The organism is Halarchaeum salinum (genome assembly GCF_039520965.1).
Taxonomy (GTDB): domain Archaea; phylum Halobacteriota; class Halobacteria; order Halobacteriales; family Halobacteriaceae; genus Halarchaeum; species Halarchaeum salinum.
On the sequence record NZ_BAAABL010000021.1, the window covers coordinates 43,911 to 63,152 of the forward strand.

General features: G+C 69.1%; 18 protein-coding genes. 6 read left to right on the forward strand and 12 right to left on the reverse strand.

The features are described 5' to 3' along the window. Positions 1–30: 30 nt before the first annotated feature. The 6 genes from ABDZ36_RS02020 to dapA are packed head-to-tail and all read right to left on the reverse strand — an operon-like array spanning position 31 to position 5,653. Positions 31–1,104, reverse strand: a complete 1,074-nt coding sequence (locus ABDZ36_RS02020) for a M20 family metallopeptidase (protein ID WP_211311762.1) — start codon at positions 1,102–1,104, stop codon at positions 31–33. Continuing rightward, positions 1,101–1,898 (reverse strand): diaminopimelate epimerase, encoded by a 798-nt coding sequence (dapF, locus tag ABDZ36_RS02025; protein ID WP_211311763.1) that lies wholly within the window; start codon positions 1,896–1,898, stop codon positions 1,101–1,103. Before dapF ends, ABDZ36_RS02020 begins: the two co-directional genes overlap by 4 nt. Beyond that, positions 1,895–3,157 (reverse strand): diaminopimelate decarboxylase, encoded by a 1,263-nt coding sequence (gene lysA / locus ABDZ36_RS02030; protein WP_211311764.1) that lies wholly within the window; start codon positions 3,155–3,157, stop codon positions 1,895–1,897. Before lysA ends, dapF begins: the two co-directional genes overlap by 4 nt. Continuing rightward, positions 3,154–3,969 (reverse strand): 2,3,4,5-tetrahydropyridine-2,6-dicarboxylate N-succinyltransferase, encoded by an 816-nt coding sequence (locus tag ABDZ36_RS02035; protein WP_425545297.1) that lies wholly within the window; start codon positions 3,967–3,969, stop codon positions 3,154–3,156. The genes lysA and ABDZ36_RS02035 overlap by 4 nt, the downstream gene beginning before the upstream one ends. A gap of 29 nt (positions 3,970–3,998) precedes the next feature. After that, positions 3,999–4,763 carry a 4-hydroxy-tetrahydrodipicolinate reductase gene (dapB, locus tag ABDZ36_RS02040; protein ID WP_211311765.1) on the reverse strand — a complete coding sequence of 255 codons (765 nt, stop codon included), beginning with the start codon at positions 4,761–4,763 and terminating at the stop codon, positions 3,999–4,001. Continuing rightward, on the reverse strand, positions 4,760–5,653 hold the full coding sequence (dapA, locus tag ABDZ36_RS02045; RefSeq protein ID WP_211311766.1) for a 4-hydroxy-tetrahydrodipicolinate synthase: 894 nt from the start codon (positions 5,651–5,653) through the stop codon (positions 4,760–4,762). Before dapA ends, dapB begins: the two co-directional genes overlap by 4 nt. 265 nt (positions 5,654–5,918) lie before the next feature. Here dapA and ABDZ36_RS02050 point away from each other — a divergent pair, with 265 nt between their 5' ends. Further along, positions 5,919–6,560, forward strand: coding sequence for a metallophosphoesterase family protein (locus tag ABDZ36_RS02050; protein WP_211311888.1), 642 nt, complete (start codon positions 5,919–5,921; stop codon positions 6,558–6,560). A 175-nt stretch (positions 6,561–6,735) separates the two neighbouring features. After that, positions 6,736–7,233 (forward strand): LabA-like NYN domain-containing protein, encoded by a 498-nt coding sequence (locus tag ABDZ36_RS02055; protein WP_211311767.1) that lies wholly within the window; start codon positions 6,736–6,738, stop codon positions 7,231–7,233. Here the strand turns inward: ABDZ36_RS02055 and ABDZ36_RS02060 are convergent. Then, positions 7,230–7,412: a hypothetical protein gene (locus tag ABDZ36_RS02060; RefSeq protein ID WP_211311768.1), complete on the reverse strand. Its 183-nt coding sequence runs from the start codon at positions 7,410–7,412 to the stop codon at positions 7,230–7,232. The genes ABDZ36_RS02055 and ABDZ36_RS02060 overlap by 4 nt on opposite strands. An 86-nt stretch (positions 7,413–7,498) precedes the next feature. Here ABDZ36_RS02060 and ABDZ36_RS02065 point away from each other — a divergent pair, with 86 nt between their 5' ends. The 3 genes from ABDZ36_RS02065 (at position 7,499) to ABDZ36_RS02075 (ending at position 9,455) form a co-directional block, all read left to right on the forward strand. After that, positions 7,499–7,972, forward strand: coding sequence for a PUA domain-containing protein (locus tag ABDZ36_RS02065; RefSeq protein ID WP_211311769.1), 474 nt, complete (start codon positions 7,499–7,501; stop codon positions 7,970–7,972). A 362-nt stretch (positions 7,973–8,334) separates the two neighbouring features. After that, on the forward strand, positions 8,335–8,733 hold the full coding sequence (locus ABDZ36_RS02070) for a nascent polypeptide-associated complex protein (RefSeq protein ID WP_211311770.1): 399 nt from the start codon (positions 8,335–8,337) through the stop codon (positions 8,731–8,733). Continuing rightward, on the forward strand, positions 8,730–9,455 hold the full coding sequence (locus ABDZ36_RS02075; protein WP_211311771.1) for a methyltransferase domain-containing protein: 726 nt from the start codon (positions 8,730–8,732) through the stop codon (positions 9,453–9,455). The genes ABDZ36_RS02070 and ABDZ36_RS02075 overlap by 4 nt, the downstream gene beginning before the upstream one ends. A 27-nt stretch (positions 9,456–9,482) precedes the next feature. On the opposite strand, the gene ABDZ36_RS02080 is transcribed toward ABDZ36_RS02075, so the two are convergent. From ABDZ36_RS02080 to proS, 5 genes are all read right to left on the reverse strand, one after another. After that, the gene (locus tag ABDZ36_RS02080) at positions 9,483–10,541 is read right to left on the reverse strand and encodes an NAD(P)-dependent glycerol-1-phosphate dehydrogenase (protein ID WP_211311772.1); all 1,059 of its coding nucleotides are present in this window, start codon (positions 10,539–10,541) and stop codon (positions 9,483–9,485) included. Positions 10,542–10,585: 44 nt separating this feature from the next. Beyond that, positions 10,586–11,575 carry an NAD-dependent epimerase/dehydratase family protein gene (locus tag ABDZ36_RS02085; RefSeq protein ID WP_211311773.1) on the reverse strand — a complete coding sequence of 330 codons (990 nt, stop codon included), beginning with the start codon at positions 11,573–11,575 and terminating at the stop codon, positions 10,586–10,588. Between the two features lie 142 nt (positions 11,576–11,717). Next, the gene (locus ABDZ36_RS02090; protein ID WP_211311774.1) at positions 11,718–12,335 is read right to left on the reverse strand and encodes a hypothetical protein; all 618 of its coding nucleotides are present in this window, start codon (positions 12,333–12,335) and stop codon (positions 11,718–11,720) included. Between the two features lie 63 nt (positions 12,336–12,398). After that, positions 12,399–16,883, reverse strand: coding sequence for a glutamate synthase large subunit (gene gltB, locus ABDZ36_RS02095; protein WP_211311775.1), 4,485 nt, complete (start codon positions 16,881–16,883; stop codon positions 12,399–12,401). 130 nt (positions 16,884–17,013) lie between these two features. Then, positions 17,014–18,519 carry a proline--tRNA ligase gene (proS, locus tag ABDZ36_RS02100; RefSeq protein WP_425545294.1) on the reverse strand — a complete coding sequence of 502 codons (1,506 nt, stop codon included), beginning with the start codon at positions 18,517–18,519 and terminating at the stop codon, positions 17,014–17,016. A 101-nt stretch (positions 18,520–18,620) separates the two neighbouring features. Between proS and ABDZ36_RS02105 the strand changes: the two genes are divergently transcribed. Further along, complete coding sequence (locus ABDZ36_RS02105; RefSeq protein ID WP_211311776.1) at positions 18,621–18,773, forward strand: hypothetical protein; 153 nt, start codon at positions 18,621–18,623, stop codon at positions 18,771–18,773. Positions 18,774–19,242: the final 469 nt, after the last annotated feature.

Here is a 19,242-nt window from a genome sequence, read left to right on the forward strand (position 1 = left end):
GCCGGCCTCTCTCAACCGAGCGACCCGCCCTCAGCCGAGCAGCTCGACGAGTGCGTCGGTGACGATCCGCGTGCCCGTCTCGACCTCGTCGAGGTCGACGTACTCGCGTTCGGCGTGCGCGACCGCGCCCGTTTCGTCCGCGAGATAGCCGGGGCCGAAGACGACCGTCGGCGCGTCGCGCGCGAAGTACGACGCTTCCGTCGCCGCCCCGAACGGCCGCGGGTCGCCCGCACCCGCCCCGCAGAGCGCGCGCACCACGTCGCTGTCGTGCGGCGTGTCGAAGGCCTCCAGGAACGGCGTCGTTCGCTCCTGGGGCTTGACGGCGAGACCGATGTCGTCGGGGATCGCCGCCCGCAGGTGCTCGCGCAGGCCGGCGAAGAACCCGTCGGCCGACTCCGGCGGCACCGAACGCCGGTCGATGACGAACGCACAGTCGGCGGGGATCTGGTTCGTCGCCCCGCCGCCCTCGATCGTCGTCGCCGTCAGCGTCGGCGCGCCAAGCGACGGGTGTGTGTCCGGGCCGCGCTCCTCGTCGAACGACGCCAGTGCGTCGAGCGCCGTCGCCGCGCCCTGGATCGCGGAGACGCCGGACTCGGGCTCCGCGGCGTGCGCCGCAACACCCGAGAGCGTCACTGTTCCCTGGAAGCGCCCGCGTGCGGCCGTGCAGGCGTCGAGTTCGGTAGGTTCGCCGACGATGTAGCAATCGGCGTCGAGATCGAGGGCGTCCGCGCCCGTCGACTCGGTTTCTTCGTCCGGCGTTACCGCGAGCGTCAGCCGGCCGCGTGTGGGCTCCGACGCGACGAACGCCGCGAGCAGCGTCGCCAAGGGCCCCTTCGCGTCGCACGACCCGCGCCCGCGCAGGACGTCGCCATCCCGCTTCGGCGGGACGTGTGGCGTCACCGTGTCGATATGCGTGTTCAACACGACGTGGGGCCCCTCGCGCGTCCCCGCCTTCGACGCGAGCGTGTTGCCCGCGTCGTCCACGCGGGCCTCGACGCCTGCGTCCTCGATAGCGTCCACGAGCAATTCGCGCATCGCGTCGACGTCCTCGTGCGAGGGCGTTTCGACGGCGCGTTCGAGGAACGAAATGGGATCGAAACTCACGCGTCCGACACCTCGCCGGTCAACACGCGCTCGGTCGGGCCGCACAGCGTCGTCGTCTCGTCCTCGCGTAGCCCGATCGTGAGGTCGCCGCCCGGCGGCGAGACGGTCACCTCGCCCGTCTCGGGAATCTCGCCGAGGGACGCGGCGACGACGGCGATAGCGACCGCGCCCGTCCCACAGGCCCGCGTCTCGCCTTCGACGCCGCGCTCGTAGGTGCGCTGATCGAAGCCGCCGTCCTCACGCGCCGTCGCGAGGTTCACGTTCGCGCCCTCCGGGAACACCTCGTGGTGGCGGATCGGCGGGGCCATCTCTGCCAGATCGACGGCGTCCACGTCGTCGACGAACGTCACGACGTGGGGGACGCCGGTGTTTATGGCCGTGATCGCGTACCCTTCGAGCGCCTCGTCGACGAATGCGGCCTCGCGGGAGAGCGGAACGTCGTCCGGGGCGAACGCCGGCGTCCCCATCTCGACCGTCACGGTGTCGCCCTCGATCGTGCAGCGCCGCGGACCCGCACCCGTCTCGAGGGTGACGGCGTCCCGCCCGGTGCGCTCGCTCACCCACTTCGCCGCACAGCGCGCGCCGTTGCCGCACATCGCCGCGCGCGAGCCGTCCGGCTGGACGAGCGTCATCGTCGCACGCTCGCCGCCGTCCGCGATCCCGAGGAACAGCGTCCCATCGACGTCGAGCGACCGACAGAGGTTGGTGCCAAACGCCGTCTTCTCGGGCGCGTCATCGGCGTCGACGACCGCGAAGTCGTTTCCGGTGCCGTGGTAGACGTCGTAGTTCGTCATGGATCTGGGTAGGTGTGTGCCGTGTCCTCGGCGTGCGTTACGTCCGCGAGCGTCTCGCGTCGCCGGACGAGTTCGGGTCCGTCGTCGAGCGCGACGACCGCGGGTCGCGGGCGCGAGTTGTAGTTCGACGCCATCTCGACGCCGTACGCGCCCGCGTTGCCGACCGCGAGCAGATCGCCGCGCTCGGGGGCGGGCAGCGCGCGCGCCTCGCCGAGGACGTCCGTGCTCTCACAGACGGGCCCGACGACCGAAACCTCCTCGGTCGCCCGGTCGTCGTCGGCCAGCGAGCGGATCGGGTGATACGAGCCGTACATCGCCGGGCGGACGAGCGTCGTCATGCCGGCGTCCGCGCCCGCGATGACGCTCCCGGATACGCGCTTCACGGTGTTGACCTCGGTGAGGAGGACGCCCGCGTCCGCGACGAGGTAGCGCCCGGGCTCGATCGTCAGCGTTGCGTCCACGTCGGTAAGGGCGTCACGCGTCCGCTCGGCTACGGCCGCGAGATCGAGCGGGTCCTCGCTCTCGCGATACGGGACCCCGAAGCCGCCACCGACGTCCACGAACTCTAAGTTGTGCGTGGTTTCGCGCGCCACGTCCGCGAGCGTCGACACCACCCGCTCGTGATCGTCGAGCTGGTCGTTCGTGATACCGCTGCCCGCGTGCGCGTGCAGCCCGACGACGTCGAAGCCGTGGTCGGCTGCGGTGTTGAGCACCTCACTCGCCTCGTCCGCCGGCACGCCGAACTTCGCGTCCTTCCCGGTCGACACGGACTCGCTGTGGCCCGCGCCGACGCCTGGGTGAACGCGGAGGCAAAAGCGCCCCGCGAAGCCGCGCTCGGCGAGGCGTTCGACCGTGTCGCGTGCGCCCGCCGTCACGGTGAGGGCGGGGTGTGCCGCCGCGACGTCGACCGCGTAGTCGAGATCCTCGGCGGGCGGATTGACGGCTGTGTAGTGGATCTCGCCCGCCGCGAACCCGGCGTCGAGGGCGCGCGCGAGTTCGCCCGCGCTCGCACACTCCGCGCCCGCGCCGGCGTCGCGCAGCGCGCGCAGAACGTGTCGCCCCGCGTTGGCCTTCACGGCGAACAGCACCTCGGCATCCGGGAACGCCCCGGCGAGGCGCGCGTGATTCGCGCGGACGCGTTCGAGGTCGTCGACGTACAGCGGTGTGCCGTACTCGGCGGCGAGCGCCCGCAGGTCGTCGGCGTTCCACTCCGAGAGCCGACGGACGGACGGGCCCGCCGTGTCCCCGTCCCCGTTCACTCCCGGAGCGCCTCCTCGCGCTGGCTGGCCTCGAGCGTGCTCGCCTCCAGGTCGGTGGCGACGACGGCGGGCTTGTACGCGCTGCCGTCGAAGAGCTCGTGCTCGCCGATGGAGGACTCGACGAAGCGCGTGAACGCGCGGCGCTCCGGCGGGAGATGCCCGTAGATGACTTCCTCCTCGACGAGGTCGTAGACCGGGATGCGCGGCGTCAGGAGGGTGTTCTCACCGACGACGGAGTCCTCGCCGACGACGAAGCCGGAGGTGACGCGACAGCCGGCACCCAGCGAGACGCCGTCCTCGACGACGACGGGCGCGTCCTCGACGGGCTCCAGGACGCCACCGATGAGCGTGTTCGCGCCGAGCTTGACGTTGTCGCCAATCTGGGCACACGAACCGACGGTGTCCGAGGAGTCGACGAGCGTGCCGTCGCCGACGTGCGCGCCGATGTTGACGAACGCGGGCGACATCAGGATCGCATCAGAGCCGATGTAGGCCCCGCGGCGGATCGTCGTCCCGTCCGGCGTGTTTCGGGTGCCGCGCTCGCCGAGGTCCGCGGTGTCGCGCAGCGGCAGGACGTCGTGGTAGGTGACGCCGCCGTACTCGCGGGGTTCGGTCTCGCGCAGCGAGAAGTTCAGCAGGACGCCGCGCTTCACCCACTCGACGGCCTCCCACTCGCCTGCGTCCTTCTCGGCGGCGCGGACCTCGCCCGCCTCCAGCGCTTCGAGGAACGCGTCGATCGTGTCGGCGTCGGCCGCCTCGAGGTCCGCGGGACCGACGTCCTCGGTCTGCACGCGTGCCCAGAGGTCCTCCACGTCCGCTTCGAGCGAATCGTAGCTTCGGCTCACAGTTGGCTGGCGATTGTCTCGAAGCGGTAATAGTCCGCCGGTTGCGTGGCGATCCATGCGGCCGCGTCCAGCGCGCCCTCGGCGAAGACGTCGCGCGATCCCGCGCGGTGCGTCAGTTCGAGTGCTTCGTGGTTCCCCGCGAGGAGCACCTCGTGCTCGCCCGTGATGTCGCCCGCGCGTCGGGCGTGGACGCCGATCTCGTCGCCCTCGCGTGGGGCCTCGCCCTCGCGACCGTGGACGCGGTCGCTCTCGGCCTTGCGCGTCCCCTCGACGCGATCGAGGAGCACCTTCGCAGTGCCCGACGGCGCGTCGCGCTTCCCGTTGTGGTGCGTCTCCGTCAGCTCGACGTCGTACTCGGGGAGGTTCTCGACGGCGCTCTCCGCGGCGTCGAGGAGCGCCTGTACGCCGCGCGAGAAGTTCGCGCCGACGAGTACGGGGGTCTCCGTCCCCGCCTCCTCCAGCGCCGCGATGTCGGCCTCTGAGAACCCCGTGGTGCCGGTGACGAGCGGGACGCCGTACGTCGCACACGCGCCCGCGTACGCCACCGTCGCCTCGGGACCGGTGAAGTCCACGACGGCGTCTGGGCGTTCCGCGTCGAGCAGCGCCTCGAACTCCGTACTCGGCTGGACGGGGACGCCCTCAACGTGCTCGCCGTCAGCGCCGCGGTTCACTGCGAACGCGATATCGAGGTCGCGCTCGCGCGCGACCGCGAGGACCGTCTTGCCCATCCGGCCGGTCGCGCCCGTGACGGCGACCCTCATCGATCGCCCTCCAGGTCGCTGTGCAGAGCTTCGAGCGCCTCGCGGGTCTCGGGCGTCGCCCGGGAGAGTGGATCGCGCAGCTCGGCGGGCCCGTACCCCCAGACGTCCACCGCCTCCTTCACCGGGATCGGGTTCGTCTCGGCGAACAGCGCGCGGAAGAGCGGGCCGAGTTCGTGGTGACGCTCGCGGGCGAGCGCATACTCGCCGTCGAGCGCGTCACCGACGAGCGCGCCCATCCGCTCGGGGACGACGTTCGCGGCGACGCTGATGACGCCCGTCGCGCCGATCGAAAGCAGCGGGAGCGTCATCCCGTCGTCGCCGGAGAGCACCGCGAACTCCTCGTTGCGGGTGCGCTCGATGATCTCCGAAATGAGGCCGACATCGCCACTCGCGGCCTTGTAGCCGACGATGTTCTCGTGTTCGGCGAGCGCGACCGTCGTGTCGACGTCGATCGAGCGTCCGGTGCGCGAGGGGACGTTGTACACGATCTGCGGGAGGTCGACGGCGTCCGCGATGCGTCGATAGTGGCGCTCCATTCCCGCCGGCTCGGGCTTGTTGTAGTACGGTGAGATGAGCAGCAGGGCGTCCGCGCCGGCGTCGGCGACGCGCCCGGCGAGCGAAACGGCTTCGTGCGTCGAGTTCGAGCCCGCGCCCGCAATCACGGGGATGTCGACGGCATCGACGACGGTGTCGACGGCCTCGACGTGTTCGTCGTGCGTGAGCGTCGCGGATTCGCCGGTTGACCCCGCGGGGACGAGGCCGTCGACGCCCGCGGCCTCCAGTCGCTGTGCGTCGGCGGCGAGTTGGTCGTGGTCGATGCGGTCGGGGTCGTCCTCGAACGGCGTCGTCATCGCGACGAACGTGCCGGTCGTCGGTGGTGTGGCGGACATCTGTGTTGTGTGTCGTAACTCCGGGTAGTGGTAAAACGGTGTGCGATTTGCGGTCGCGATGGCCCGAGACGGGACGCTACGCCCGCAGCGAGCCGACCCGCCCGCGTTTCGCGGTGCGCGAGAAAGCGCCGACGCTCGCGACGGTCGGCGACGCCGTGGACGCGCAAGCCCCGGTCATACACACATGTAGCGGTCCCCGTCGACATATGTCTGTCGCCGTCCCGTGCGAGGGATTTATGCCGGCGTGGCCGACACCATCGGGACGATGCTGGTCCTCGGTGACGCCCACGCGACCGACGCCGACCGCCGCCGGTCGCTCTTCGCCGCCTATCGCGACGCCAACGAGTCCGTCGCGCTCCAGTGTGGCGACCTCGAATACTACGACCTCCCGTTCACCACCTACTTCGTCGCCGGCAACAACGAGGATTTCGACGTCATCGACGCCCTCAGACACGGCCGCGTCCGATCCTCACGCGTCGAGAACGCCCGCCTACTCGCCAGCGACGCCGTCGACGTCGAGGGCGTCCGTGTCGCCGGCCTGTCGGGCAACTACGCACCGACGCGGTACGACAATCCCCGCTCCGCGCTCGCCGGCAACCGCCGCCGCCACTTCGTCCGCGCGGACATCGAACGCGCCAAGGCCCTCGACGACGTCGACGTCCTCCTCACCCATCAGGCCCCACACGGGACGCCGGTCTCCGAGGAGTACGATGTCGGCTGTACACACGTCGACGACCTCCTCAGGACGCTTTCACCCGACCTCTGTCTCGTCGGCCACCACCACGAGCACACCGAATCGGCGTTCGGCGACACCCGCGTCGTCACCGTCGCGCCCGTCTGGGAGTCCTACTACACGCTCGATCCCGAGACGCTCGCGCTGACGCGGCACGCGACGCCGGAGGCCTGACGGTCGTGGGCCTTGTAGCCCCGCGAACGCCCATCCCGAGCCGATGACAGCCGCGAGCATCGCCACGTCGCGGCATCCCGTGCCCGCACACGCGACGTCGCCGTGCCTGCAACGCTGTCCCCGCCCAGTCGTGCGTAGCCTCTTTACGCACGACCGGCGAAGCGAACGCCAACCGATGGCCGAGATACACCCCGCACAGCGCGTTGCCGTCCTCGCGGACGCGCAGAACCTCTATCACTCCTCTCACAGCCTCTACTCGCAGAATATCGACTATTCGGGACTCCTCGATGCCGCCGTCGGTGAGCGCGAGCTCGTCCGCGCTATCGCCTACGTCATCCGCGCGGACTCCCCGCAGGAGGAGTCGTTCTTCGAGGCGCTGCGCGACATCGGCTTCGAGGCGAAGATCAAGGACATCAAGACGTTCGGCGACGGGTCGAAGAAGGCCGATTGGGACGTCGGGATCAGCCTCGACGCCGTCACCCTCGCCGAGAAGGTCGACACCGTCGTTCTCTGCACGGGCGACGGGGATTTCTCGCGGCTCTGTCACCACCTCCGTCACGAAGGGGTCCGCGTCGAAGTGTTCGGGTTCCGCTCCTCGACCGCCGAGGAACTCGTCGAGGCCGCGGACGACTTCACCGATATGGGCGAGCGGTCCGCGGACGTGTTGCTCTAGACGGAGCGCCCGTCGCCGGCGGTACCGACGAGAAGCGACCCGACCGCGAGACCGACAGCGGCGACCGCGCCGGCACCGAGCGTCATCGGACTCACGGTCTTCATCGTCAGCGTCGTCCACAGCAGCAGTGCCGCCGCGATCACGAGGAGCGGCAGTCCCGCGAGCGTCTTCGTTTCCATCTTGGTCGCATCTTGGCCTGCCCGGCACATAAGCCCACCTCTCCCGTCCGAAGGGTACATCCCGCCGTCGCGCGGAGGATTGATTCATGGAGGACGCAGAACGACGGACCCTGCGGACGATCGCGGACTACCAGTTCCGCGCGGGCGCTGGCGCGGCGCTGTTCCCCGCCGGGGAGGCGTACGACGTCGATCGCTCGAAATCCGGTCGCCCCCGACAGGTCTCGACGCGCGACGGCGAGCGCATCGTCTCGCTTGGGACCGACGGCCGCTTCACGCTCGGGCTCGCGGGCGGTGAGCGCTTACACGACGCGCTCGGTACGCCCGCGTGTCGCGTCGTCGTCGGCGACGAGAGCGAACCGTTCGTCCGCGAGGGGAAGAACGTCTTCGCGAAGTTCGTCACCGACGTCGATCCCGAGGCCCACGCCGGCGATGAGGTCGTCGTCGTCCACGCGGACGGCTACCCGATCGCCGTCGGCCGCCTCGAACTCGACGCCGCGGCCGTTCGGGACTTCGACACCGGGATGGCTGTAAAGATTCGAGAAGGAGCGGGGACGGCGTAGCGGTTTTTTGGTGGAGATTTTTGCACGGCAGAGCCGTGGAAAAAGGTCCATGTACGAGGTTCGCGAAGGAGCGGGGACGGCGTAGCGGTTTTTTTGGTGGAGATTTTTGCACGGCAGAGACGTGGAAAAGGTCCATGTACGAGATTCGCGAAGGAGCGGGGACGGCGTAGCGGTTTTTTTGGTGGAGATTTTTGCACGGCGGAGCCGTGGAAAAAGGTCCATGTACGAGATTCGAGACGGAGCGGGGACGGAGTACCACGGCCAAAGCGCAACGCAGTGCCCCGACCTCACGAACCGTCGTGCACCGCCGACAGCACCCGCGACCCGCAGTACTTTTGCCGCGGGCGGCCGGAGAATCGGACATGTTTGGAGGAGGCGGCGGGATGAACCCCCGGAAGATGCAGCAGATGATGGAACAGATGGGTATCGACGTCACCGAAATCGACGCCGAGGAGGTCGTCATCACGACGACCGACGGGCGCGAACTCGTCTTCTCGGACGCGGACGTCACGCAGATGGACGCCCGCGGACAGGAGACCTACCAGATTCTCGGCCAGCCCGAGGAGCGCGAGGCCACCGCGGCCGTCGAGTCCGGCGAGGCCGCCGAGGCCGACGAAGGTGGGGACGCCGGCGAACCCGAGATTCCCGACGCGGACGTCGAGATCGTCGTTCAGCGGACGGGCGCGAGCGAGGAGGAGGCCCGCGCGGCCCTGAAGGGTGCCGACGGCGACCTCGCGACCGCCATCGCCACCCTGGAGTGAGGGCGTTCCTCCTCGTCCGGGACGACCGAGAGTTCCTCAGCCATCCCGGCGCGGAACTCCACACCGACCTCGGCGTCGTGGACGTGCCGGACGATCCCGATCCCGGCCAGGTCATCGAGACGCATCTCGGCGAACCGTTCACCGTCCGCTCGCTCCGCGGGCCCGACCTCTTCGATCACCTCGAACGGACGGGCGCGCCGATGATGCCGAAGGACATCGGCGTCGTCATCGGCGAGACGGGCGCGGCCGCGGACGATCGCGTCCTCGACGCCGGCACCGGGACGGGCGTGCTCGCCGCCTATCTCGGTCGGCTCGGCGCGGACGTCCTCACCTACGAGGCCCGCGCGGAGTTCGCCGAGGTCGCCCGCGAGAACATGACACTCGCGGGTGTCGCGGACACCGTCGAGGTCCGCGCAGGCGACGTTACCGAGGCACTCGACGACCTCGGGACGTTCGACCTCGTGACGCTCGACACCGCCGACGCCCCCGACATCGTCGCCCGTCTGGACGACCACCTCGTTTCCGGCGGCTTCGTCGCTGTCTACTCGCCGTTCGTCGAGAACGCCCGTGCGAGCCACGAATCGGCCATCGAGGCCGGCCTCGCGGACGTCGATACGATCGAGACCATCCAGCGCGCGATGGACTTCGACGATCGGGGCTCCCGGCCCTCGACGCGCGGCGTCGGCCACACGGGCTATCTCACGTTCGCACGGAACCCATAGGCCGTCGAAATCCACCAAGTGCGGTCGCTATACGACGCCAGTTTTCGTGATGGCTTCGCGCGCCGCCGCCTCGCTGATCCCGCTACCGAGAATCGTGTACCGATCGCGGATCTCGTGGGCGGTCGTTAGCGCCGTCACGAGCTCGTCGTCGTCGATCCCGAGCGCCGCGGCGGTCGTCGGCGCGTCGATGGCGTCGAGGGCGTCGCGGACCGCGTGCCAGTCGCCCCGTTCGCCGCTGTGGAGGTATTCGGTGACGATGGCGGCGACGCCGACCTGGTGCCCGTGCAGCGCCTTGCCGGGCGCAATCCGATCGAGCTGGTGGCTCACGAGGTGTTCGGCACCCGACGCCGGCCGCGAGGAGCCCGCGATGCTCATGGCGACGCCGGAGGAGACGAGCGCCTTCACGACCATCCACGCGGCCTCCTCCAAGCCGGGACGGATGCTGTCCGCGCTCTCGACCAGGAGTTCGGCGGTCATCTCCGCGAGCGACGCGGCGTACTCACTGTACTCGACGTTCCGCAGCCGGTTCGCGAGCCGCCAGTCCTTTACCGCGGTGTAGTTCGAGATGATGTCGGCACAGCCCGCCGTCGTGAGCTCCCACGGCGCGTCGGCGAGCACGCCCGTATCCGCGACGACGGCAATCGGCGGATCGGCCGCGACGCTGTGGCGCGTGTCGCCCTCCGGGACGGAGCCGCGCCCGGAGACGATGCCGTCGTGGCTCGCCGCCGTCGGGACGGAGACGAAGCCGAGGTCGCAGCGGTCGCTCGCCATCTTCGCGATGTCGATCGCCTTCCCGCCGCCGATCCCGATGAGGTACGCGGCGTCCGTGGCCTCCGCGGCGTCGATGACGCGCTCAACCGCGTCGAAACTCGCGGTGTCGACTTCGACGACCGCGGGGTCCGTGCCGGCGGCCTCGTACTGCGCGACGACGTCCGCGGCCGCCACCTCCTTCGGCGTCGGGCTGGTGACGACGAGCGGGCGACCGCGGAGATGGGTGTCCGCGACGACGTCCCGAACCTCGCCGAGGACGTCGTGGCCGACCACTACGTTCCGCGGGAGCTTGATCCACGACGTTTTGGTGAACATACCGGCCCGTCGGAGGCCCGCGACAAAGCGGTTGTCCTCTCCGCTCAGATCGTATCGAGGACGTCGAGCACCGTCTCCTCGGCCGCCCGGTCGGGGCCGTTCTCGACGCGCGTCCGGTCGCTCTCGCGGTGGTCGGCCGCCGTGCGCGCCATCGCCGCCTCAACTGGCGTCGACTCCCAGCCGAGCTCGGCGAGCGCGTGCGTGTCGAGCAGATGCGGCGCGGACCGATAGAGCGGGAACGACCCGAGTTCGAGGCCGGCCGTCGAGAGCTCCCGATCGCTCGCGGTGACGATCTCGACATCCGTGTCGAGGGCGTCCGCCGCCGCCCGCACCGTGTCTTCCAAGGTGAGCGCGTTTCGATCCCCGACGTTGTACGCCTCGCCGGGCGTCCCCTCCTCGGCGACGATTCGGAGCGCCGACGCGACGTCCTCGACGTAGACGCGCTGCCAGAGGTTCGTCCCGTCGCCCGGCACGATGACGCGATCGTACGACTCGACGCGGTGGAGCCAGTAGTCGAGGCGCTCCGTGTAGTCGTGGGGGCCGTAGACGACCGTCGGGCGCACCGCCATCGCGTTCACCCCGCGCTCGGCCGCACGGAACACCATCCGGTCGCCCTCGGCCTTCCGGTTGCCGTACGTCGCCCCGGTGTCGTCCGCGGCCTGATCGGCCGAGCAGTCGCACAGCGGCGTCTCGCCCTCGCGTTTCGGGATGTCGTCGCGGGCGTACGACGCCCCCGAGGAGACGTAGACGTACGCGTTCACGTCGGCGAAGATTTCCGTCGCTTGGCGCACGTCGCGGGGCTGGTAGGCCACGCAGTCGATCACGACGTCCGGTTCGACCTCCCGTTTCGCCGTCAGCAGCTCGCGATCGTTCGTCCGGTCGCCCTCGTAGTGGTGAACGTCGTCGCGCTCCGCGAAGGGGTTCGCGTGCTCCCCGCGATTGAAGATCGTCACCCGGTAGTCGTGGTCCAACAGCTCCTCAACCGTATAGCGGCCGATGAACCGCGTGCCGCCGACGATGAGCGCCTCGTGCATACCGGCATATCGCGCGGCCCGCAAAAAGGGGTGGTGGGACGGCGCGGACAGAGAAGGCAGGGCGAAATGGGGCGGGACGGGAGGGGACGGGCAGGGCGGAGCGGGGCGAGGAAGGATGGGCAGGGCGGAGTGGGGTGAAGCCTCAGGCGACGCGGAAGCGCGCGACGTACGCCGTCCACACGTCGCCCTCCTGTGCAACGACGCTGAACGCGTACGTCCTGGCGTCGAGGGCGAGCGGGCCACAGGCCACGTCGTCACCCTCAGCCGTCGGTTCCGTCCCGACGCCGAGCACCCACGACTGCGATTCCCCCGGTTGGATCTCGCGCCACGGCTCGATCGTCGCGTCCGGCGCGACGTGCTCCCAGCCGTCAGCCGTCTCTCGGTGGACGGTCCAGTCGTAGGGGTTCAGCCCGAGCGTCGACTCGCCGCCGTTCGACAACGTGAACCGGAGCGTTCCGGGCGACGTGAGGGCCGTCGTGGACGGCCGGAGGACGACCGGGACGTCCGCCCCCGCCGTCGCCGCACAGACCGTCCGGTCGGCGTCACGGAGCGACGGACACCCCGCGAACGACGTGTCCGTCGTCGTTCCGCCGCCGTTGATCCCGTCACCAGCGCCGTCGGTCCCGTCGCCGTCGGTCCCGTCGCCGTCGGTCCCACCACTATCGCCGCTCCCCCCAACGTCGCCGGTCGTACAGCCGGCGAGCGCGACGCTCATCGTTCCGGCGAGCGCGCCGCATAGGTGGCGTCGTGAAAGCTGCACACCGCTATCGACGCGGTGCGTGTGAAAAGACGTTGTGGCGGCTGAAACGCGCGTTTCAGTCGATCAGTCCGCGCGACCGGTCGCCTCGGGCTCGCTCGCCGCGGGGGCCGGGAGCGACTTGCGCGCGTCGTCCTCCGGGCGCTCCGCGATGGCGTCCGCGTACGCGTCCGGCATGACTTTCACGAAGTCGTCGCGGACGGCCGCCCACCGCTCGAGCAGTTCGGCGGCGCGCGCGGAGTCCGTGTAGGTCTCGTGGTTCTTGACGAGCCGCCGGAGCATCGCCTCGTCCTGGTCCGTGAGGTCGTCCTCCAGGGAGACCATCCCCGCGTTCGTCTTGTCGGCGAGCTCGTCCTCGGGGTCGTAGACGTAGGCGATCCCGCCGCTCATCCCGGCCGCGAAGTTCCGCCCGACGTCGCCGAGCACCGCGACGACGCCGCCGGTCATGTACTCGCAGCCGTGGTCGCCGACGCCCTCGACGACGGCCTTCACGCCCGAGTTCCGAACGCCGAAGCGCTCGCCGGCAGTCCCGTTGACGTACAGCTCGCCGTCGGTCGCGCCGTAGAGCGCGACGTTCCCGATGAGCGTGTTCGTCGCCGGGTCGAAGGGCGCTTCGCTCGGCGTGTTCACGACGATCTTCCCGCCGGACATGCCCTTGCCGACGTAGTCGTTCGCCGCACCCGTGAGGGAGAGCGAGACGCCCTGTGCGAGCCACGCGCCGAAGGATTGGCCCGCGATGCCATCGAGTTCGAGCGACACCGTGTCGTCCGGCAGCCCGTCGCCGCCGTGTGCGTCCGAGACAGCGTTCGAGAGCACGCCGCCGACCGCACGATCGACGTTCGTCACGTCCGTCTCGACGTTGACGGAGTCGCCGGCCTCGATCGCGTCGCCGACCTCCTCCAAGACGTCCCAGTCGAAGTGCTCGTCGTGGTCGGTGTCCTGCACGCGCGTCCGGTAGCGGTCGTCGTTGTCGACCGGGTCCGCGATGACGCGCGAGAGGTCGAGCGTGCGGGCCTTCGGGTGCTCGACGTCGCGCTGGTCGAGCAGCTCGGTCCGCCCGACCATCTCGTCGAGGTCCGTGAAGCCGAGTTCGGCCATGATCTCGCGCAGCTCCTGCGCGACGAACATCATGAAGTTCACGACGTGCTCGGGCTGGCCGGGGAAGCGCTCGCGGAGCGTCTCCGACTGCGTGGCGATGCCGACCGGACAGGTGTTGGCGTGACACTGACGAGCCATCACACAGCCGGAGGTGACGAGGCTCCCGGTCCCGAAGGCGAACTCCTCGGCACCGAGCAGCGCGCCGATCGCGACGTCGCGACCGGTCTTGAGCCCGCCGTCGACGCGCAGCGTGACGCGCGAGCGCAGGCCGGTCTCGCGGAGGAGCTGGTTCGCCTCGGCGAGGCCGAGCTCCCACGGGAGGCCGGCGTGTTTGATCGACGTCTTCGGGGACGCACCCGTCCCGCCGGCGTGCCCGGAGATGTGGATGCAGTCCGCCTTCGCCTTCGCGACGCCGGCGGCGATGGTGCCGATGCCGGCCTCGGAGACGAGCTTCACATGCACGCGGGCCTCGGGGTTGCCCGAGCGCAGGTCGTAGATGAGCTGCTTGAGGTCCTCGATCGAGTAGATGTCGTGTTGCGGCGGCGGGCTGATGAGCCCGACGCCGGGCGTCGAGTAGCGGACGCCGGCGATCATCTCGTTGACCTTCGAGCCGGGGAGGTGACCGCCCTCGCCGGGCTTCGAGCCCTGCGCCATCTTGATCTGCAGGTCGTCGGCCTCGGTGAGGTATTCGCTCGTGACGCCGAAGCGCCCGGAGGCGACCTGCTTGATCCGACACTCCTTCTCCGTGTTGAAGCGCGCTGGCGGTTCGCCGCCCTCGCCCGTGTTCGCGCGTGCACCGATGGAGTTCATCGCCTTCGCGTTGTTCTCGTGGGCCTCCGGCGAGAGGCTCCCGAGGCTCATCGCGGCCGTCGAGAAGCGCTCGACGATGTCCGCCGCGGGTTCGACCTCGTCGAGGGGAACGGATTCCCGCTCGGAGCTATCGATGTCGATGAGTCCGCGCAGCGTCTGGAGCTGCTTCGTCTGGTCGTCGATCAGCTCGGAGAACTCACCGAACTGCTCGTAGTCGTCCGAGCGGACCGCGGCCTGCAAGGCGTTGACCGTCTGCGGGTTCCACTGGTGGTAGCGGCCGTTCGAGGTGTTCGTGAACTCGCCCTGTCGTTCGAGATCGACGTCCTCGCTGCCGTACCCCTGCTGGTGGCGTTCGCGGAGGTCGTCCTCGATCTCCGCAAGGCCGATGCCGCTCGTCTTGTTCGGCGTCCCCGTGAAGTACTCGTCCACGAGGCCGTCGTTCAGGCCGACCGCCTCAAAGATCTGCGCCCCGCGATAGGACTCGACCGTCGAGATGCCCATCTTGGACATGACCTTCAGCAGGCCCTGTTCGAGCGCGTCGACGTACGTGTCGACGGCTTCGGCGTCGTCCATCCCGTCCGGACCGGCGACGAGATCCGTCACCGTCTCCATCGCGAGGTAGGGGTTGACCGCGCCCGCACCGTAGCCGACGAGCGTCGAGAGCTGGTGGACGGTGCGCGGGTCGCCGGACTCGACGACGAGGCCGGCGCGCGTGCGCAGGCCCTCGCGGACGAGGTGGTGGTGGACGGCGCTGGTCGCGAGCAGGCTCGGAATCGCGAGCCGGTCGCGCCCGACGTCCCGATCGGAGAGCACGACGATCTCCGCGCCGTCGCGGATCGCCGCCTCAACCTCGTCGCGAACGGCCTCGACGGCGTCTTCGAGGTCCGTCTCGGGATCGTACGTGATGTCAACCGTGACGTCCGGGACGTCGGCGTCGCGGACGCGCCCGAGGCCATCGTCGGTCAGAATCGGCGAGTCGAGGACGACCTGTCTGGCGTGCGCGGGCGTCTCGTCGAGGAGGTTCCGCTCGCGGCCCAGGCGGGTCTGGAGGGAGGTGACGACGTCCTCGCGGATGTAGTCGATCGGCGGGTTCGTCACCTGTGCGAACATCTGCCGGAAGTAGCTGAACAGCGGGATGTTGAACTTCGAGAGGACCGCCAGCGGCGTGTCGTCGCCCATCGAGCCGACGGGGTCCTTCCCGGCGTCGAGCATCGGTTCGAGCACCTCGTTCAGCTCGTCGTGGGTGTAGCCGAAGGCGGCTTGGCGGGCGCGCAGCGCGTCGCCGTCACCGCTCGGCAGCGGGTTGTCGGCGTGCCCCTCATAGCGGGTCTGCTCTGCGTCGACCCATTCGCCGTACTTCTCGTCAGTGAGGTCGTCGAAGACCTCGTCGTCGGGGATGACGCGCCCCTCCGCGGGGTCGGCGACGAAGAGCTGGCCGGGCTGGAGGCGACCGCGCTCGGCCACCTCAGCGGCGGGCGTCTCGATCGCACCCGCTTCGCTGCCCATGACGAGCGTGTTGTCGGTCGTAACCTCGTAGCGACACGGCCGGAGGCCGTTTCGGTCGAGGGCCGCACCGACGCGCTCACCGTCGGTGCCGACGACGAGCGCGGGGCCGTCCCACGGTTCGATGAGCGAGGCGTGGTAGTTGTACCAGTCCTGCCGGTCGTCGTCCATCGCCTCGTCGCCCTCCCACGCTTCCGGGATGAGCATCCGGAGCGCGTGGGGGAGGTCGCGCCCGCCCTGCATCAGGAGTTCGAGGGCGTTGTCGACGCTCGCGGTGTCGGACTGGTCGGGGTCGGGGATGATCGGTCGGACCGTGTCGAGTTCGTCCTCGGAGAAGCGCTCGCTCTCGATGTCGGCCTCGCGGGCCCGCATCCAGTTGACGTTCCCCTTGATCGTGTTGAACTCGCCGTTGTGGACGATGTTCCGGTAGGGGTGAGCGAGGTGCCACGCGCCGAGGGTGTTCGTCGAGAAGCGCGCGTGCACGAGAACGAACGTCGAGTCGAGACGCTCGTCGCGGAGGTCGGGGTAGTAGCCCCGCACCTGATCGCCCTTCAGGAGTCCCTTGTAAACGAGGGTCTGCCGGTCGAGCGAACAGACGTAGAAGCGCTCGTGGTCGACCGCTGCCTCAACGGCGCGTCGAGCGATGTAGAGCGCGCGATCGAAGTCGTCGTCGTCCATGTACTCGTCGGGGGTGACGACGAGTTGGGCGACGTGCGGTTCGGAGTCGATCGCGGTCTGCCCGAGATCGCTGTTGTCGGTCGGGACGTCGCGCCACGCGACGACGTCGAGGCCGTGTTCGCCGAGTGCGTCGGCGACGGCGTCCTTGCTGTCGGCCCGTTCGTCGGCGTCTTGCGGGAGGAAGAACGATCCGACGGCGTACTGCTCCGGGAGGTTGTCGATCTCGTCTGCGAAGAAACCGTCCGGAATCTGGAGGAGGATACCGGCTCCGTCGCCGGTCTGTTTCTCCGCGCCGGTCGTCCCGCGGTGTTCGAGGTTCGCGAGAAGGTCAAGGCCATCACGTACGACATCGTGACCGCCGTCATCGTCGAGGTCCATGACGACCCCGACGCCGCAGTTCGAGCGTGCCTCGGCCGGGTCCGCGAGGCGCCGGCCGCCGCTCCGTGCGTCGTGCTCAGTCATATGTGACTGTAAGACACACATCGGCGCATAAAACCCCTTCCATCAGCACCTTAGGACATATAACCAGGTCCTTAGACAGTATTAGGACATCAATATCACAATAATCACCTAAAGAGCCGGAGCGACGGCGTCAGTACGACCGAGCGAAGTAGGCCGTCTCGACCGCGTCGTCGCCGCAGACCGTACACTCGTCTCCCTCCTCGTGGATCGCCTCGGCGCGGTGGGCGTTCTCGCGGTGGTCACCCGCGATGTCGGACTCGTCGAGCGGGACGGCGACAATCTCCGCGTGGACCTTCTCCTTGATCGCCGCCTCGCAGGCCTCGTCGCCACACCACGGCGTGCGGACGTAGCCGCCGTGTTGGCCGATGGTTCCCATAATCTCCTCCGGGCTGTCGGCCTCCCGGACGTTCTCCTCCAAGGTCTCCTCGGCTGCCGCGTAGAGCTTCGCGAACACCGCATCGAGGTGGTCCTCGACGTCCTCAACGAGCGTCTCGCGCTCGGTCGTCGTCTGCTCGCCGTCCGGGCGGTGGACGGCGGTGACCTCCGCGTCATCGACCTCGTGCGGGCCGATCTCAAGGCGGAGAGGGACGCCCTTGAGCTCCCACTCGTTGTACTTGAAGCCGGGGTTGCGCTCGTCGCGGTCGTCGAGGTGGACGCGGACGCCGTCGTCTTCGAGCTCCGCCGCGATTTCGCTCGAATACTGGAGGACCTCCTCTTTCGTCTCCTCCTGCCAGATCGGGACGATCACGACCTGCTCGGGCGCGACCGTCGGCGGCAGCACGAGGCCCTGGTCGTCCGAGTGCGTCATGATGAGCGCGCCGAGCGCGCGCCACGAGAGCCCCCACGACGTCGTGTGCGCGACGCGCTCCGCCTCGTCCTCATCGCTGTATGTGAGGTCGAAGGCCTCCGCAAAGGACTGCCCGAGGTTGTGCGACGTCGCGCCCTGCACGGATTTGCCGTCGGGCATCAGCGCCTCGACCGTCGTCGTAGTGTCCGCGCCCGGGAACTTGTCGTGGTCGGGTTTCGCGCCGCGCATCACCGGCATCGCGAAGACGTCCTCGTAGAGGCGCTGGTACTGATCGAGGCGGGTCAGCGTCTCCTCCCACGCGCCCTCGTCGCTCTCGTGGGCGGTGTGTCCCTCCTGCCAGAGGAACTCCTTCGTCCGGAAGAACGGCTTCGTCTCCGTGGCCTCCCAGCGGACGACGCTACACCACTGGTTGAGACGAAGGGGGAGGTCGCGATGCGAGCGGACCCACTGCGCCATGTAGGGCGCGATGATCGACTCGGAGGTCGGTCGGACCGCGAGGCGCTCTTCGAGCTCGTCGTGACCGCCGTGAGTCACCCACGCGACCTCGGGGTCGAACCCCTCGACGACGTCCTTCTCGCGTTCGAGGTAGTCCTCGGGGATGAACAGCGGGAAGTAGGCGTTGTCGACGCCGGTCTCGTCGAACCACGCGTCGAGGTTGTCCTGAACGCTCTCCCAGAGGCTGTACCCGCGCGGGCGCGTGACGATGAACCCACCCATCCCTTCGGGGGCGTAGCTCGCGAGTTCGGCCTTCTCGACGACCTCGGCGTACCACTCGCCGGGGTTGTACTCCTTTTGCTCGGTGATGCCGAGCTCCTGGTCCTCGCTCATTATCGGTTCGGAGGCCGACTGCGGCCTTAAATCTCCTGAAGGGGCCTGCGGACCGGGTGGGGAACAAGTTTAAGTGGTATGGGTGCTCATACCATGATGTAATGGGAGATACGAAACGCGGTCGCGAACGGAAGGGCATGGGCAAACGCCAGCAGCGTCGCGAGCGCGAGGTGTATCGAGCGCTCCGCGCGGACGACGAACCGCCAGGATCGTTCGCACCTGATGAGGCCGAGATCTCCATCGGAAGCGACTGAGCGGTCCCGCTGACACGGTCTCGCTCTGGTCTGGCCACTCTTTTCGCGCGTCGGGGACGGTAGGACCCGACGACGCGGTCCTCGTCATACGCCGAACGGGTTCTCGCCGTCACGCCACGCTCACTCCGGGAGTCGCGTCTGTACCCCGCGAGAGCGGCATCGAGATCGTCGAGCCCTGCACGGCGTATCCGCCGTGACGTCCGTGCAAGCCGCGTCGATCGTGCCGCGGGAGTCGTCAGCGGCGTCGCGTGCAGACTGACGCCATCGCTGCGACAGTCGTCTACCTTACGAAGGTATTTTATAACATCACGGGTATATACCCGGACAAGCGGGTTTTCACGACTGCTCCCGCGGGACCCACGGGCGTCGCCCGTGGGACGACCGCACTCACTACGATGACATCTTTCGGTCAGTCACCGAGCACGGGACGTCCGATCGGACCGTCTCGTCCGCGCCGTCGCCGTGCCGT

Coding starts and splice junctions, on each gene's coding strand:
- ABDZ36_RS02055 (WP_211311767.1), top strand. CDS start 6,736: ATGGCCGAGATACACCCCGCACAGCGCGTTGCCGTCCTCGCGGACGCG.
- gltB (WP_211311775.1), bottom strand. CDS start 16,883: ATGACTGAGCACGACGCACGGAGCGGCGGCCGGCGCCTCGCGGACCCG.
- ABDZ36_RS02060 (WP_211311768.1), bottom strand. CDS start 7,412: ATGGAAACGAAGACGCTCGCGGGACTGCCGCTCCTCGTGATCGCGGCG.
- ABDZ36_RS02105 (WP_211311776.1), top strand. CDS start 18,621: ATGGGAGATACGAAACGCGGTCGCGAACGGAAGGGCATGGGCAAACGC.
- ABDZ36_RS02080 (WP_211311772.1), bottom strand. CDS start 10,541: ATGTTCACCAAAACGTCGTGGATCAAGCTCCCGCGGAACGTAGTGGTC.
- proS (WP_425545294.1), bottom strand. CDS start 18,519: ATGAGCGAGGACCAGGAGCTCGGCATCACCGAGCAAAAGGAGTACAAC.
- dapA (WP_211311766.1), bottom strand. CDS start 5,653: ATGTCCGCCACACCACCGACGACCGGCACGTTCGTCGCGATGACGACG.
- ABDZ36_RS02085 (WP_211311773.1), bottom strand. CDS start 11,575: ATGCACGAGGCGCTCATCGTCGGCGGCACGCGGTTCATCGGCCGCTAT.
- dapF (WP_211311763.1), bottom strand. CDS start 1,898: ATGACGAACTACGACGTCTACCACGGCACCGGAAACGACTTCGCGGTC.
- ABDZ36_RS02065 (WP_211311769.1), top strand. CDS start 7,499: ATGGAGGACGCAGAACGACGGACCCTGCGGACGATCGCGGACTACCAG.
- dapB (WP_211311765.1), bottom strand. CDS start 4,763: ATGAGGGTCGCCGTCACGGGCGCGACCGGCCGGATGGGCAAGACGGTC.
- ABDZ36_RS02050 (WP_211311888.1), top strand. CDS start 5,919: ATGCTGGTCCTCGGTGACGCCCACGCGACCGACGCCGACCGCCGCCGG.
- ABDZ36_RS02070 (WP_211311770.1), top strand. CDS start 8,335: ATGTTTGGAGGAGGCGGCGGGATGAACCCCCGGAAGATGCAGCAGATG.